Source organism: Trichothermofontia sp., from assembly GCF_053493415.1.
Genome location: NZ_JBRCAD010000102.1, coordinates 1 through 14484 on the forward strand (window position 1 = coordinate 1; position 14484 = coordinate 14484).

General features: G+C 52.9%; 17 protein-coding genes and 1 pseudogene. 10 read left to right on the forward strand and 8 right to left on the reverse strand.

Annotated features, from left to right (window positions below; genetic code table 11):
- Positions 1–14 precede the first annotated feature (14 nt).
- The 6 genes from psb34 (at position 15) to ACWIUF_RS08600 (ending at position 5549) form a co-directional block, all read left to right on the forward strand.
- Positions 15–128, forward strand: a complete 114-nt coding sequence (gene psb34 / locus ACWIUF_RS08575) for a photosystem II assembly protein Psb34 (RefSeq protein WP_448571929.1) — start codon at positions 15–17, stop codon at positions 126–128.
- Between the two features lie 165 nt (positions 129–293).
- Positions 294–470, forward strand: a complete 177-nt coding sequence (locus tag ACWIUF_RS08580; RefSeq protein ID WP_448571891.1) for a hypothetical protein — start codon at positions 294–296, stop codon at positions 468–470.
- Between the two features lie 378 nt (positions 471–848).
- On the forward strand, positions 849–1598 hold the full coding sequence (locus ACWIUF_RS08585; protein WP_448571892.1) for an ABC transporter ATP-binding protein: 750 nt from the start codon (positions 849–851) through the stop codon (positions 1596–1598).
- Between the two features lie 4 nt (positions 1599–1602).
- Positions 1603–4194 (forward strand): ABC transporter permease, encoded by a 2592-nt coding sequence (locus ACWIUF_RS08590; RefSeq protein ID WP_448571894.1) that lies wholly within the window; start codon positions 1603–1605, stop codon positions 4192–4194.
- 5 nt (positions 4195–4199) lie between these two features.
- Positions 4200–5351, forward strand: a complete 1152-nt coding sequence (locus ACWIUF_RS08595; RefSeq protein ID WP_448571895.1) for a lipocalin-like domain-containing protein — start codon at positions 4200–4202, stop codon at positions 5349–5351.
- 72 nt (positions 5352–5423) lie between these two features.
- Positions 5424–5549, forward strand: coding sequence for a hypothetical protein (locus ACWIUF_RS08600; RefSeq protein ID WP_448571896.1), 126 nt, complete (start codon positions 5424–5426; stop codon positions 5547–5549).
- Here the strand turns inward: ACWIUF_RS08600 and ACWIUF_RS08605 are convergent, their stop codons facing one another.
- From ACWIUF_RS08605 to ACWIUF_RS08615, 3 genes and pseudogenes are all read right to left on the reverse strand, one after another.
- Complete coding sequence (locus tag ACWIUF_RS08605; RefSeq protein ID WP_448571898.1) at positions 5550–5831, reverse strand: hypothetical protein; 282 nt, start codon at positions 5829–5831, stop codon at positions 5550–5552.
- Positions 5832–5899: 68 nt separating this feature from the next.
- Positions 5900–6067, reverse strand: a pseudogene (locus ACWIUF_RS08610) (helix-turn-helix domain-containing protein); the annotation flags it as partial.
- A gap of 191 nt (positions 6068–6258) precedes the next feature.
- Complete coding sequence (locus tag ACWIUF_RS08615; protein WP_448571899.1) at positions 6259–7209, reverse strand: tyrosine-type recombinase/integrase; 951 nt, start codon at positions 7207–7209, stop codon at positions 6259–6261.
- Between the two features lie 256 nt (positions 7210–7465).
- On the opposite strand from ACWIUF_RS08615, the gene ACWIUF_RS08620 reads away from it, so the two are divergent.
- The gene (locus ACWIUF_RS08620) at positions 7466–7825 is read left to right on the forward strand and encodes a hypothetical protein (protein WP_448571901.1); all 360 of its coding nucleotides are present in this window, start codon (positions 7466–7468) and stop codon (positions 7823–7825) included.
- Positions 7826–7972: 147 nt separating this feature from the next.
- Here the strand turns inward: ACWIUF_RS08620 and ACWIUF_RS08625 are convergent, their stop codons facing one another.
- The gene (locus ACWIUF_RS08625) at positions 7973–8374 is read right to left on the reverse strand and encodes a hypothetical protein (RefSeq protein ID WP_448571902.1); all 402 of its coding nucleotides are present in this window, start codon (positions 8372–8374) and stop codon (positions 7973–7975) included.
- 79 nt (positions 8375–8453) lie between these two features.
- On the opposite strand from ACWIUF_RS08625, the gene ACWIUF_RS08630 reads away from it, so the two are divergent.
- Positions 8454–8609 carry a transposase gene (locus ACWIUF_RS08630; RefSeq protein ID WP_448571904.1) on the forward strand — a complete coding sequence of 52 codons (156 nt, stop codon included), beginning with the start codon at positions 8454–8456 and terminating at the stop codon, positions 8607–8609.
- Between the two features lie 198 nt (positions 8610–8807).
- Here the strand turns inward: ACWIUF_RS08630 and ACWIUF_RS08635 are convergent, their stop codons facing one another.
- Positions 8808–9875: a Fic family protein gene (locus ACWIUF_RS08635; protein WP_448571906.1), complete on the reverse strand. Its 1068-nt coding sequence runs from the start codon at positions 9873–9875 to the stop codon at positions 8808–8810.
- Between the two features lie 887 nt (positions 9876–10762).
- On the opposite strand from ACWIUF_RS08635, the gene ACWIUF_RS08640 reads away from it, so the two are divergent.
- Positions 10763–10984, forward strand: coding sequence for a type II toxin-antitoxin system HicB family antitoxin (locus ACWIUF_RS08640; RefSeq protein ID WP_448571907.1), 222 nt, complete (start codon positions 10763–10765; stop codon positions 10982–10984).
- 602 nt (positions 10985–11586) lie between these two features.
- Complete coding sequence (locus tag ACWIUF_RS08645) at positions 11587–12405, forward strand: pentapeptide repeat-containing protein (protein WP_448571908.1); 819 nt, start codon at positions 11587–11589, stop codon at positions 12403–12405.
- A 624-nt stretch (positions 12406–13029) separates the two neighbouring features.
- Here the strand turns inward: ACWIUF_RS08645 and ACWIUF_RS08650 are convergent.
- From ACWIUF_RS08650 to psb35, 3 genes are read right to left on the reverse strand one after another with little or no spacing between them, the layout of a single operon-like run.
- A complete protein-coding gene (locus ACWIUF_RS08650; RefSeq protein ID WP_448571910.1) occupies positions 13030–13398 on the reverse strand; it encodes a thioredoxin family protein in 369 nt (122 codons plus the stop codon).
- Between the two features lie 39 nt (positions 13399–13437).
- On the reverse strand, positions 13438–14157 hold the full coding sequence (locus tag ACWIUF_RS08655) for an NnrU family protein (protein WP_448571912.1): 720 nt from the start codon (positions 14155–14157) through the stop codon (positions 13438–13440).
- 18 nt (positions 14158–14175) lie between these two features.
- On the reverse strand, positions 14176–14391 hold the full coding sequence (gene psb35 / locus ACWIUF_RS08660) for a photosystem II assembly protein Psb35 (protein ID WP_448571914.1): 216 nt from the start codon (positions 14389–14391) through the stop codon (positions 14176–14178).
- Positions 14392–14484 lie beyond the last annotated feature (93 nt).

Sequence of the window (14484 nt, forward strand, 5' to 3'; positions counted from 1 at the left end):
CTAAAGAGCCGGAAATGTACTATGCCACCTATCCCTCGGCGTTCCAGCAACAACGGTATGCGCTGCAAGGCGGTCTGGCGACGTTGTTTGTGACGGCTCTGGTGCTGTTCTCTTTTGGGATTCACTAAAGGTTTTCGCTGATTTGACTGCTCCTGATTGGTTTCTCCCTATTTCGGTTTTTGGAATTGAGGCTTGAGCGCTCTGGCTGTTTCAGTCAGGGCTTTTTTGTTGGCATGGTCGGTCTTGTTACGACTGGCAGCAGGATGGGGATGGAAGCTGGCTGCCTAAACTAGGTGCAGGTCGAGAGTGCGATCGAGGAGGTTGCGGGTTGGGCGACGAAGGTCTATCAGGCGGGGGATGGGGCAGCGAGAAGTTTTGAGCAGGCGATCGCCAAAATCGAACCAGTAGCGAATGCGGGGATGGGACGTTCACAAAGACAAAGTTTTTTGCGCGATCGTCTGGGAAATTGATCCCTATTATTGGTAGGGGCGGGTTACTCTTAAATCTTCATCGAAGACTAAAAATCCTGATAAACCCGCCCAATTCCAAGGGGACAGGTTCAATGAAATTGTCATTTCCCCATAGACCGTTAACGGCAATCTGCCCCCACAACCGCCTTATCTTCGTGTCTTTGTGCTTTTGTGTTGAAAAAACTGCACAACCCTGAATTTTCATCGTTCAGACTCCATTTAGGGGTCATCCAGTGTTCCCGACACTCAATGCTGAGTCGTGATGCTGAGTCGTGATGTTGAGTCGTGATGCTGAGTCGTGATGCTGAGTCATTACGATTCAGTCATCAATATTGTTTAAAATTTATGACGGTTACTTGAATCAATTGAGGTACTTGGGTGGCAAGTCAACAGACAAACCAGAATTCTCAACCTCAGGGTGCTTTGGTGGAACTGGAACAGGTCAGCAAAACCTTCCAGGAAGGGGATTTGCAGCGAACGGTTTTAAACCAGGTGACCCTGCGTGTCTCACCGGGGGAGTTTGTCGTCCTATTGGGCCACAGCGGCAGTGGCAAGAGTACGTTGTTAAACCTGGTCAGCGGCATTGATCAGCCCTCGCAAGGCACCATCCGGATTAACGGTCAGGCGATTACGGCATTAAACGAACGATCGCGCACCCTGCTACGGCGAGACCAGATTGGCTTTGTCTTCCAGTTTTTTAACCTGATTCCCACCCTGACGGTATTGGAGAATATCACCCTACCGCAGGAACTGGCAGGCCGATCGCCAAAAGAAGCACAGGCATCGGCCCTCAAGCTCTTAGAACGGGTGGAACTGGCCGATCGCCGCCATACCTTTCCTGACAAGCTATCGGGAGGACAACAACAGCGGGTGGCGATCGCCCGTGCGTTAGCCCACGATCCGCAACTGGTCCTGGCAGATGAACCGACGGGGAATCTGGATGAGGAAACTGGGGAGAAGGTCCTGCAATTGCTGCTGGATTTGACGCGCACAATGCACAAAACCCTGATCATGGCGACCCATAACCCGGACATTGCCAGACAGGCCGATCGGGTACTGCGGGTCCATGATGGCCATCTCATCCCCGTCACCATCCATCCCGAAACCCTGATTGAAATAGCAGCCTGAAGCCATGATTCAACCCTTACCCAATGGCGCGATCGCCTCAAACCGGCCCCTCTGGCGACTGGCATGGCAACGATTGCAACTGCGACCTCTCCCCTATCTCCTTTGCATTCTGGGGATTGCCTTGGGGGTAGCGATGATGGTTGCTATCGATCTGGCGAATGGATCTGCTCAGCGGGCCTTTGCCCTGTCTACAGACGCGATTACCGGCAAAGCCACCCATCGAATTGAGGCGATCGCGCCCGCTGGCATTGATGAAACGATTTATGCTCGCCTCAAACGTCAGTTTGGCCAGGTGGATGCGGCTCCGATCGTCGAGGGGTATGTCAAGGTTCCAGAATTAGGCAACCAACCCTGCCGCCTGGTGGGGGTGGATTTATTTGCCGAGTCCCCCTTTCGCAACTATTTCACCGACGCGGGCAGCAGTGGTAATGGGTTTGTGCAGTTTCTTACAGAACCCAACACGATCGTCCTGTTAAAAGATACCGCCGATCGCAATGGGCTGGCATTGGGAGCAACCCTCCATCTTGATGTGGCGGGACAGATGAAAACGGCTGTGCTGGTCGGTACGGTTGCCACAACTGATCAGTTGAATCGCCGTGCCCTGAGTAATTTTTTGTTTGCTGATATCGCCACTGCTCAGGAAATCTTGGGTCAGGTGGGACGGCTCAGTCACATCGATTTGATCGTGCATCAACCGCAGGATTTAGAAGCGATTATCCAGACCTTACCCACGGATCTACAGGTCGAAACCGCAGAGGCCCAAAAGAATGCCGTGCAGCAGATGACTGCGGCTTTTGAGTTAAATCTGACAGCCTTGAGTTTGCTGGCGCTGGTCGTGGGTATGTTTCTGGTTTACAACACCGTCACCTTCAGTGTGGTGCAGCGTCGTCCGTTGTTTGGCATTCTGCGTTGCATCGGTGTAACCCAAGGACAACTTTTGACCCTGATTTTGTCAGAAGCAGCCATTTTTAGTGTGATTGGTTCTGGGATAGGCATTGTTCTGGGTATCGGGCTGGGCCGTAGCATTGTCGGTTTGATTACCCAGACCATTAATGATTTTTATTTCATCGTAAATGTACAGCAGGTAACGTTGTCGAAGTGGACGATCGCAAAAGGCTGGGTGGTCGGTATTATCTCAGCACTGATGGCTGCCGCCATACCCGCGATCGAAGCGATGCAGACCTCTCCCACCCTCACGCTCCAGCGATCGACCTTAGAAAGTAAGGTAGCGGCGTTACTCCCCAAACTGGTGCTGGTTTGGATGGCGATGACCCTGGTAGGAATTGCGCTGCTGCGCTGGCAGTCGGGTGGGCTGGTTGCTGCCTTTGCCGGATTGTTTGCGGTGCTGCTGGGGGCGGCCTTGCTAACCCCACCCCTGGTCAGCCTGCTGATGCGGGGGGTGGCGATGGTGGGACAACCGATGGTGGGCGTATTTGGCAAACTGGCCCCCCGGAATATCTTGCGATCGCTGAGTCGGACTTCAGTCGCGATCGCCGCTCTGATGGTATCGGTTTCCGTGATTGTAGGCGTTTCCATCATGGTCGGTTCCTTTCGGGGAACCGTGGTGCAATGGCTCGATCAAACCCTTCAGGCCGATATCTATGTCTCACCCCCCAGTACCACCGCGAATCGGGTGTTAGGCAAAGTCGATCCGGCGATCGTGGCGCAACTCAAAACCTTTGCTGGCGTTGCCAAAGTGGTGACCTACAATGATGCCGATGTGCAGGTGGTGGATTACAACAAACCGGTGAAGCTGATTGCTGCGGATGGCGATGTCTCCCAGGGGAAACGGCCCTATGCCTGGATTCGCCCCGATCTGGGCAAAGATCCCTGGGTAGCCCTCAATGCTGGCCAGGGCGCGATCATTTCCGAAGCCCTGATCCTGCGGGAGAACCTGTCTGCACCACCGGAAACCATTACGCTGCGAACGCCAGCAGGCAATCAGACCTTTCCCGTCCTAGCGGTTTTCTATGATTACTCCTCCGATCGCGGCACCATCATTTTGGATAACGATGTCTACCAGCAATTCTGGCACGACGCGAGTGTGGCCTCTCTGGGACTGTTTACCCAACCCGATGTCGATGTGGAAGCCGTGGTAGCGGCAATCAAGACTCAGTTCAATGATCAACAAAGTTTGGCTGTGCAGTCCAACGTTAGCCTGCGTCAGGGGTCATTAGAAATCTTCGATCGCACCTTTGCTATTACCAATGCCCTCCGTCTTCTGGCGGTAGTGGTGGCCTTCATCGGCGTTCTCAGTACGTTGATGAGTCTGCAATTGGAGCGGACACGCGAAATTGGCATTCTGCGGGCCACGGGAATGACCCCCCGCCAGTTAGGCTTCCTCACTCTCCTGGAAACCGGGCTGATGGGGGCAATGGCGGGTCTGTTGGCCCTACCCTTGGGCTATGTTCTGGCTTGGATTTTGATTTACGTGATTAATGTGCGATCGTTCGGCTGGACGCTGCAAATGGCCCTGGCCGCTAAGTACTTCTGGCAGGCTTGGCTGGTGGCGGTGGTGGCGGCGTTACTGGCCGGGATCTATCCAGCCGTGCGCTTGGGACGCATGAATATTGCAGCGGCAGTACGGGAGGAGTAGGGCTTATGCAACGATGGCTAATTCTATTCATCACCCTGATGCTGTTCTGGGCACAACCCGCCTGGGCAACGCATACCCAACTCACCTGGGTGGACGCCCCGCCCCATGCTGCTCAATTTCGTAAAGCGCTAAAGCCTCAGGATTGGCATTTCCCCCAAGATTTTGGTCCCCACCCGGAGTACCAGACCGAGTGGTGGTATTACACGGGCAATCTGGAAACGGAAGCAGGCCGCCCCTTTGGCTACCAACTCACCTTCTTTCGGCAAGCCCTGACGCCTACGCCGGCAACAACAGATTCCCAATGGCGCAGCCACCAAATCTATTCAGCCCATTTTACGGTAAGCGATATTCAAGACCGTCACTTCTATCCCTATGAGCGATTCAGCCGGGGCAATTTGGCGTTGGCCGGGGCAAGCGGTACACCCTATCAGGTGTGGCTACAAGATTGGTCGGCAACGGCGGTAGGAGCGGGGCAGGTGCGACTGCAAGCAAAGGCAGAAAATGTGGCGCTGGACCTGCTCGTGCAACAAACCCTGCCCCCCATCCTCCAGGGCGATCTCGGTCTCAGCCAGAAGGGGATGGAACCGGGCAATGCCTCCTATTACTACTCCCTGGTGCAGCAACCCACAACCGGGACGATCGTCCTCAATGGCAAATCCTACGCCGTCCAAGGGCTGACCTGGAAGGATCACGAATACTCCACCAGTGCCCTGACCCCGGGGACGATCGGCTGGGATTGGTTTTCCCTGCAATTCGACAATGGCTCTGCCCTGATGCTCTATCTGTTGCGACGGGAGGATGGCACGTTGGCGTCAACCTCCGCAGGCACCTTTATGGCACCGGATGGCAGCACTCAACCCCTCAGTTTTCAAGATTGGACGGTGACGACTCTGGATACCTGGAAAAGTCCCAGGAGTCAGGCTGTGTATCCCGCTCAATGGCGGATCGAAATTCCTAAGTTGGATCTCAGTCTCCAGGGCAAATCGTTACTGGCGAACCAGGAATTGCACACCGCCACCGCGACCTACTGGGAAGGAGCCGTGGCTTTTCATGGCAATATGGCGCATCAGCCTTTACAGGGCAAAGGCTATGTGGAGTTGACCGGCTACGCTACTCGCCTGGATAACCTGTTGTCTGAGCGCACACCGAATGGTTGATCATATCGCTACCTGTAAGCAAGGCTAACGAGGGAATTTGACGAGTTCTTTTGCAATAGGGATCTGTTTGCTATGACATCTAACTGGACCACTGTTGCTGAATCCAATTTCCCCTGGGAGCGGGAGGCGCTGGCGTTCATCCGTCGCCAATTTCCGGCCCATGAACCTTGGTTGCCACCAGGCTTGTACCGCCTTTGATCAATGAAATGAGGCTCCATCTTGAACAATCACGGTGATTTGTTCAGTTGCTTGCCAGTGCGCTTTGGCGCGTTCGGCTTGCCAGTGCATCAAAGTCAAATCGCGATCACGGTTGAAGCCTCCCACCACCCTGCCGTAGTCAAACTGCTGCCCACGTTTGACATAGCTGTAGGTCAAGGGACTCGTTTGCTCAAACCCACTTTCATCTAGATACAGCACCCGCACCAATCCTTCTGTTGCCCACTGCTTGAGCAGCTTCCAGTCGGCGCGTTTATACCTCACAGTTGGAGACGGGTGTAACTCCGCTCTTCCCGCAACCATTGCTCGACGGCGTTGGCATCTGCCTCTTGTCAACGCCGTTGTCGTCCTGGGTGGTGTTGCTCCCACAGCCCATAGATTGCCACGGTTTGCCACTGGCGAAGGGCACGTCGCACAGTATGTTTATGCAGGTGTAAATGTTGAGCAATTTGCCCCACCCGCCACCCAGCACTGTTGAGGCGCACAGCCATTGCCCGTTGACGAGTTCGACGCGGTACTGCGGTGGTTAACTCAGTTCTCGTAGGGTGATGTCTTCCTCAACGATTAACTCGACTTGCAAGGGAGCAGGCATCTTGAATGGTAAGAAGGGATGATGTCCTCACTATTTTATTAAGTTTCTATGGCAACCTACTTATAAAGCAATCACTCATATAAAGCAATCACTCAGCCCTTACTCCAACCGCTCCCAGAACTCCTGTTCTGCCGCCGCCTGTTCTGCCCGTTGCACATAGCGCTTAAACGCCTGCACCGACTTGTGCCGCGTCAACGTCATCGCCTTAAAACTATCCATCCCCTTGAGCAACAACGTCGTCGCAAACGTATGGCGAAACCGGTGCGCATGGACATCAATCCCCGTTGCCTCCCGTAACCGATCCATCACCTCGCGAATCCCCCAATAGGTCAACCGCTGCCCCAAACTGCGCCGTGAATACGAAACAAACAACGGACTCGTAGCCTCGACGACCTCCCCCTGCTTCCGTCGCCACTCCAAATACACTTCAATATCCGTCCGTGCCCACGCCAGGAGCGGCACAAACCCCTTGCTATCCGCCTTATCCTGCCGTACATGCAACCGCAACCCATCGTAATTCCCCACATCAAGCAGCGACACCGACTGTGCCCGCAACCCATGCAACAACACCGACACCAACGCCCGATCGCGCAGCGTCTCCACCGGAGAATCGCGCAGCGCCCACCGTCCCGCCAGCACCGCTGCATAAATCTGCGCCACCTCCTCCTCACTGAGATCATTCGCCTCCGGAGCCAACACCGGCGGCAACTCCAACGCCAAGGTGGGATTCCCTGCAACCCGCCCCATCTGCCCCAACCACTTATAGAACGCCTTCAACGTCCCCAACCGTCGCCTAACCGTCGTCGCCGCTTTCCCCTTTGCTAACAAGTCATCACGATACTGCCGCACGATTCCCGGCGTGACCGTTTCCCATTCCCCGCCGTACCACTGTTGGAAATCCTGCAAATCCTTCTCATACTCCCGCCGAGTCCGCGGCGCGATCGCCCGTGCCGCCAAAAACTCCGCCACCCAGCCCACCGGCTCGACTTCATCCGACTGCTTGAGCACCCCCACCGGGAGCAACACGGGCTTCGGTATCGGTCGTTGCATTGCGTTCCTCCTCATGCTGAATTAGGCACGATCGCCCTTCCCAGCAAACCCCACCCCCCGATGCCAGGGAGTTTCTCGCTATCAGCCTAATTCATATCGCAGCAAACTAACAGTTTGTTGGGATTAACAACTTTTAGACTAATCCGTTACGTTGGGAGGAATCTTGATGCCTGAGAGGGTGGTGACGTTGCCGGTGGGGTTAGAGCGATCGCTGCAATTAGTCGAAGCGGAACCGGAATAGTTATGCATCCCAGGGGTGTTTGCGGTCCTAGAGAGCGGGCTTCCCAACTTAGCCCTGTCGCAGCAGTTGCAGGTGGCGGGGGTGGTGTTTGAGCGCTTGGCAGGGGTGATTCAGCAACGGTGTTGGGCACGGTTAGGGGAGTTGCAAGCCAGTTTGCAGCAATTGCACGATGAGGTGAATGAGGCTGGACCAGTTATGCCGCCGGGATTTCCAGAGCTGAAGTTACCGTTGGTGGCGGTGTGGATTGGGGTGTTGTTGGGCGGATTTAATCTGGAGCAACGGGCTGATTTCTACGATGCGGCGACGGTGTGGGTGTCGCCCCTGGTGCCGCGATCACCGAGTAACCTGTCGGGGCGGGTTTTGTCGATAAATTAGTGAGCAAACAGCTAATCTTGATAAACCCGCCCTTCTGCAACGTTCGTAGTGCTGGCTTTAGCCTGCAACGACTAAAGTCGTTACTACTAACGTTGCCCAACTTTATGTTTGATGTACTAGTCCTGGGCAATCTCCTGCGATCGCGGCTTACTGGGCTTGAAAGCGATCGAGTAGTTCGGCCCGCGATAGTTGTAACAACAGGGGGGTATAGTCTTCGGGCGGTAATGCAAGGATTGCTGGGACGATCGCCTGCAATTGGGCATCTAGTTCACCAAAGCGTGCCCGCAGCAAATTTTCCACAACCTGTCGCTGTCCTTGCTGTACGCCCCGATTTTCGGTGGCTTGTTCCCATTCCAGAAAGGCTTGTGAGAGTGCCATAGTTAAGCGTTGCTCCTCGCTATCAATAATCTCTGGGGGGTCGGTGTCGATCGTAATCTTCCACGTCGAGAGTAGCCTTAGTGCCATCGCCCGCTCTGGATCAGTTGGCGGTAGAGCAATCACCTCTGCGATCGCTTGTTCCTGGGTCTGGCCTTTACCCAGCAATCGCAACCAGAGCGTCTCGCGGGTGACGGGTAACTGACTAATACTGACTAATATCGATCATGGCGGTTCGCAGCAGGCTTGGCAAGTGGTAAACCCCAGTGGGCCAATCGGGTTGCGCGATCGCCCCCAGTCCGGTGAGTTGGGGTTGGGTAATGGCACTGGCGAGAATCCACAGTTGCGGCAGATCGGTAGTGACTTGAGTGATGCCGAGTGGGCCGTACTAGCGCCACTCTTGCCGTAACCGAAAGGGTTTGGCCATCCCCGCACTGAGGAAATAGGAGAGAGAAAAGAGAATAGAGATCCATCCTCGCTCACTTCTCACTCCTCACTTCTCACTCCTCAGTTTGCGATTTTCTATGTGCAACGCAGTGGCTGCCAATGGGAAATGTTGCCCCATGACTGGCCCCATCGCTAAAAGCTTCTGAAGTTGCAGTCGCCACTAGGAATCCCGGAAGACAGCCAAGTACGGAGCATAAGAAAATGCTCGATTGCGCTTTTGTCCAGTGATTTCTTGCAGCAGACCTATATCGATAAGATCCTTGATTAAAGTGTTTGCATTAGGATATGACAGATTGGTAATTGCCTCAGCATGTTCTACAGTAAAAATCGGTCTGAAATAAAGGCTCTCAAGCAAGGCGATCGCATTACCTGACCTACGTCCCATCGCATTAAGTACTAATTGGCGATGTTCCTCTTTCAAGTTGACGATTTTACGGGCAGTAGCAGCAGCTTCTTGAGCGACTTCGTAAACGCCACGCAAAAAGAATTTAAGCCAACCTTCCCAGTTACCACTGTCTCGAACAGCCTGAAGGCGGTCGTAATATTCGCTGCGGTACTTCTTGAAATAGTAAGAAATGTAAAGCAACGGGCGTTGTAGTATATTTTGCTCACATAGCAGAAAGGTAATTAATAATCGTCCTGTTCTTCCATTGCCATCGAGAAAAGGATGAATAGTTTCAAATTGGGCGTGAGCTAATCCAACCTTGATTAAGGTAGGCATAGGTTGTGGGCTATGCAAAAATTTTTCCAAATTATCGAGAGCTTGGAGCATTTCATGGGGTGGCGGAGGAACATAGCTTGCTTCAGCCAGGGAACATCCTCCTGCACCAATCCAATTCTGGCTTCGGCGAAACTCTCCTGGATTGCGCTCAGCACCTCGCACTCCTTTCATTAACTCTTGGTGAATTTCTCGAATTAATCGCAAAGATACAGGTAATTCTTTGAGTCGCTCAAGACCATAATTAATCGCAGAGATGTAGTTAACAACCTCTGCCACATCTTGAGGATTATCTGGTTGTAAAGCCTGAGATTCAAATTCTAGAACATCGATCAAAGATGCTTGTGTACCTTCAATTTGGCTTGACAAAACTGCTTCTTTACGAACGTACATGAATACAAATAAGTCTGGGTTTGGGAGCGCATCCGTTGCTCCGTCTAAGCGACCCAAAGCACGATCTGCTTGCGATAGCAAATTCCACATTTCCTGATCCATAATAATCTCAGGCACAGGCGGGAGTGGATTAGGTATAAAGGCTCTGTAGCCCTCTATCTGTTTTACATACTGTCCTGCTCTAGAAGCCCCAAGCATTGTTATTGGTTCCGATAATACTGAATAGATCGCGACTCTATATTATCAAAAACTCCCCCTTTTCGTTAATAAGTTCGCTTTCGCGGAATGTCTTACGCTATATCTAGCGCCTTGCAAGGCAACCAACACTAGGTTGGTGCAGACGGAACAGAGGTTGTCGGCGAGAGTTCAAGGTTGTCTGCCGCCGCACAACTTCACCTTTAGCCTGTCTACGTTCCAGTGGGTGGGATGTCGTTGCAAGGTTATTCGGTTGGTGTTTAATATCAAATCAGTTTGACGTAGTTGAGTAATGAGAACATTGTGGTTAATCGATGTCTGATAAAAATAATCGCAATTCTCGACCCCAAGTAATTGCGGCTTTATTAGGCTTGATTGGCACAGTAGGTGTTGCTGTGATTGGAAATTGGGATAAATTCTTGCCATCAAAGCCATCCCAGCCTTCTTCAACCTCAACTGTCACTCAACAAAGTCCATCTCCTCTTCCTCCGTCATCCGACACATCCCAACCCTTTAAATCATCTCTCAGCACTCCTGAGCCAAGGCATTTACCTCCACCTCCCTCTGTGCAGCGCGATAGCAATGTTTCAAAAACAGGGATGGCCATTGTTTTTGATCCTCCATCAAACGTGAGAAAATCTCCAAACGGAGAAATATTATGTGCAGTCCGAGAGCGAATAACGATTGATATCTATGGCTCAATTGGGTCTTGGTACTACACTGACATCTGTGGTATAATAGGCGTAATAGATTCTAGCCAAATCACATTTCAATCGAGATAATCGTTATATTGCAAGCGCTAAAAAATCATGAAACAGTTCAAAATTGTGATTGAGAAGCATCCAGATGGATATGTTGCTTACCCGATCGGTGTTGTAGGTGCAATTGTTGGACAGGGAGATACTTACGAAGAAGCCTTGTCAGATGTCAAATCTGCGATCGCTTGCTACGTTGAAGTTTTTGGCAAGGAAATGTTAGAAGACACTTCTTCAGTGGAGGTTTTCATTGCTGAAGCAGGAGTTGCCGTTTAATGCCGAAGTTTCCAGTAGACGCGCCAAAGAACCGGGTTATCAAAGCGTTTGAGGCATTAGGATTTGAAATTGTTCGTGATCGAGAGCATATCGTGATGCGCTGAGAGAACGAGGACGGAACAGAAACACCGCTCGTGATGCCGAGTCAGTCGAAGATTAAGAGCGGAACGCTAAGAGCAATTTGTACGCAGGTTGGTGTTTCTAGAGAAGAGTTTTTGGAGGCTTACAATCAAGGCTAATTCGTAGAAAATAGACTAACAACACCGTGGAGCGGACGGTATTAAAGATCTTGCACTTCGTTTCAGCGTTATCTGCCGCCGCTCACTTTAGCCGCTATGCCGCATCTGCCCATCGATACCGCTGCAATCGTACCAAATCCACCCCTTGAAGACTGTCGAGAGAGTCCCGTTTACTTTAGGGTGCATGAATTAATTAAGCAGGCATAAAGATTAGAGCATTTTCGCATCAGGGAAATAATAATGAATATGCTCAGCGTTGAGGAAGTCTCAAGAATGCGAGCGCAATTCAAGCGGTGGCTGCCAAAGATAAGGATCAATAAGTTGTGGGTGATTGGAGTGGTCACTGCTCCAGTCCTTATCGGGATGATGTGGTGGCTGTGGTTACTCCCTGATCGTAGGCTTCAGGACGGCGATCGCCTAGCCTCCCCGGAGAGAACGGCCCTTACTGACCCACACCGTGAAAGCCTCAACAGCGGCGTGAGGATGATTCTGATGGTTGCCGGTGGAGCCTTCCTGTTGCTCAGTTTGCGCAGGGCCAACAGGAATCCAGAAACAGCCGACCTCATCAATGCTGACCTCAACGGTGTCGATCTCATCAATGCCGACCTCAACGGTGCCGATCTCAGTGGAGCACTCCTCAATAGTGCGGACCTGATCAATGCCGACCTCAAGGGTGCAGAACTCTGCGGTGCGGACCTGATCAATGCCAACCTGAGTGGTGCTAACCTCAGCGATGCCAACCTCAGCGGTGCGGATCTGATCAATGCCGACCTGAGTGGTGCCAACTTGAGTGGTGCCAACCTCAGATATGCCAACCTGAGCGGTGCCAACCTCAGATACGCTAATCTCAGCGGTGCCAACCTCAAACATGCCAATCTCAGCGATGCCGACCTCAACTGTACCTTACTCACCGATGCCAACCTTAGCAATGCCAATCTCAGCGGTGCCTTGCTATTTTTTGTAAACTCACGCGAAGTTCAGAATCTTGAACCGCTTCAACTAAAGGGGAAACCTTCGCCTTATTTATGCAATGTGGCTCTGCCTTCCTACGCCCAACAACGAAAATTGAATCCTAACCGCGACTGCGATCGCCTTCCCCAACTTTTGAGCGATCGCTACAATATTTCCCTGGAAGAGGCTCAAGGGATAGTCAATGAAGCTCGACAACACCGATGGGACTGACCCACACTGGTGTAATCGGCCTAATTTATTCAAGAATCGTCCTGCTTGCCTGGTTCGCTGTACCTCTTGAGCCCACGCCTCACCACGACCAAGGTGAGGCGATCAGTGGTGCCAGACTCCCCCACGCTCGTGGTCAATGGCAATAGTTTCCAGGCTACGGGGGATATCGTCTGGACTGGCTCCCCAACCCGTGGGTTAACTCGCTACTGACCAGCCGCAAGCGACAATCCCACTGCTCCCCAAGGTTTGAGGTTTAGATTGGCGATAGTGGCGAAACCCAAGCATTCACAATTGCACCCTATGTAGCCCCTGATCCCGCGATCACCGCAACTCAGGCAACGGCCCTAGTCTTGTTGCTGTCGGCGATCGCCCTGCATCAAGCAGCCTATGGCATGACGTTAGTGAGTATGTTTAGCCTTGGCTTAGCAATGGTGCTGATCGGTCTGGGTCTGCTGGTGATTTACGCACGGCAATGGCGCGATCGTTTGCCCCCCAGCCCCCGCTTGGGCCTGTTCCAACACTATTTACCCGTGGCTAGCGCGGCTCAACGAAGCCATCGGTTGGGGCAGTTTCACGGCCCCGATCCCAAGGAATCGAGGTGCCCATGCAAGTTTCGTAACACCGCTAACCGACTGGGCGGGGATCAAGACTGGAGGGCGGCTCGATGCGAATACAATCTTGGAGGAGGTAATTGAGAGTGAGGCGCAGATCATCCCGGCCATTGAAGCTGTCAAAGCGATGGATCACCTGACCGCGATCGATCAGGAGCAGGGTGGGTAAATTCCGGAGACGATAGGTAGTGGCCAGTCTGAAATTCTCATCGGCATTGACCGAAACCAGTTTGACCTGCCCTATCCACTGGGCCTGTAAATCCTGTAGCGACGGCTCCACGAGCCGACATAACCCGCACCACGGTGCCCAAAAATTGACCAAAACCGGAATTGGTGATTCCAAAACCTCGTGTTTAAACTTTTTATCGTTAACCGATAGCACAACGTTCCCCACGTTCTAAAGGTTTGGTTTGGGATCATCCTACCAGGCAACGTTCCCCGTGGCACGGATCAGGAGGGGATGTGCCCACCAAAGTCCCAGGACAAAGGCTAATATCCCCAGGTAGGCAGGCTTGAGAAACTCCTGCCAGATAAGGGTTTGCCGCCCCTGGAGGATCGCTAAAAACGGGACGATCGATGTTCGTTCCCTGACTTTCACAAAGGCATCTCCATACCGGGCCAGCAGGCGGCGATCGCCATGCCAGACGCCAAACAGGTGGTGCAGGATCAACCCCGCCGAGGTAACCAACATAAAGGTCGTGCCTAACCACAGACTGTGGGCAATACACCAGATCACCTGCCCCACCATCTGGGGGTGACGGGTAATGCGAATGATGCCAGTTTCGTAGAGATGCACCTGGGGTTTCTGAATGGCGGCAATTTCCAGCAGGTTAAAGGTGGCGGGATAGAGAAACAGAAAGGAGATTGCCGAGAGGCCCCACACCAGGGTTTGAATGCCAGGGGTCCCCTGTAACTGCCAGAGTTGCGCCCCATCGTAGCGGTGATTAATGAAGTAGATAATCAACGCCGTCGCTAGGGGCAGGCTCACTAGGGCAAAGATCACCCGATACAGCCGTGGTCCAATCCAGGCTTCCGCCCACGGTCGTAGGGCCGCTAGCCCACTGTGGGCTGTGGCAAAGGTGAGCAAGAGGGCCAGCATAATGCCGTGGCTGGGGGTCAGCCAGGTGAAGGAAGTCAGCATGAAGACAGCAGCCTGCGCCTATTTCCCCTCCTGGTCAGGGGCGTTAACCTTGGGAATGATGTTGGGACGCTCTCGGTCTTCCCAACCAGGGGGGCGTTTCGAGTTATACCAGGCGATCGAACCGATCGTAACAGCGGCAATAAAACCAACCACATAGACAAGGGTGAAGGCGAGTGGGAAATGGGGACCGGCAGCCGTCACAGCGATGACCTCGGCCACTGGGTGGATGATCATGGGTTTACCCCTCCAGGCAGCAACAGAACCATGAACTCACTATGCGATAAAACGAGGGGCCACGATCGCCTTAGTTGCAAATCCTAACATCAG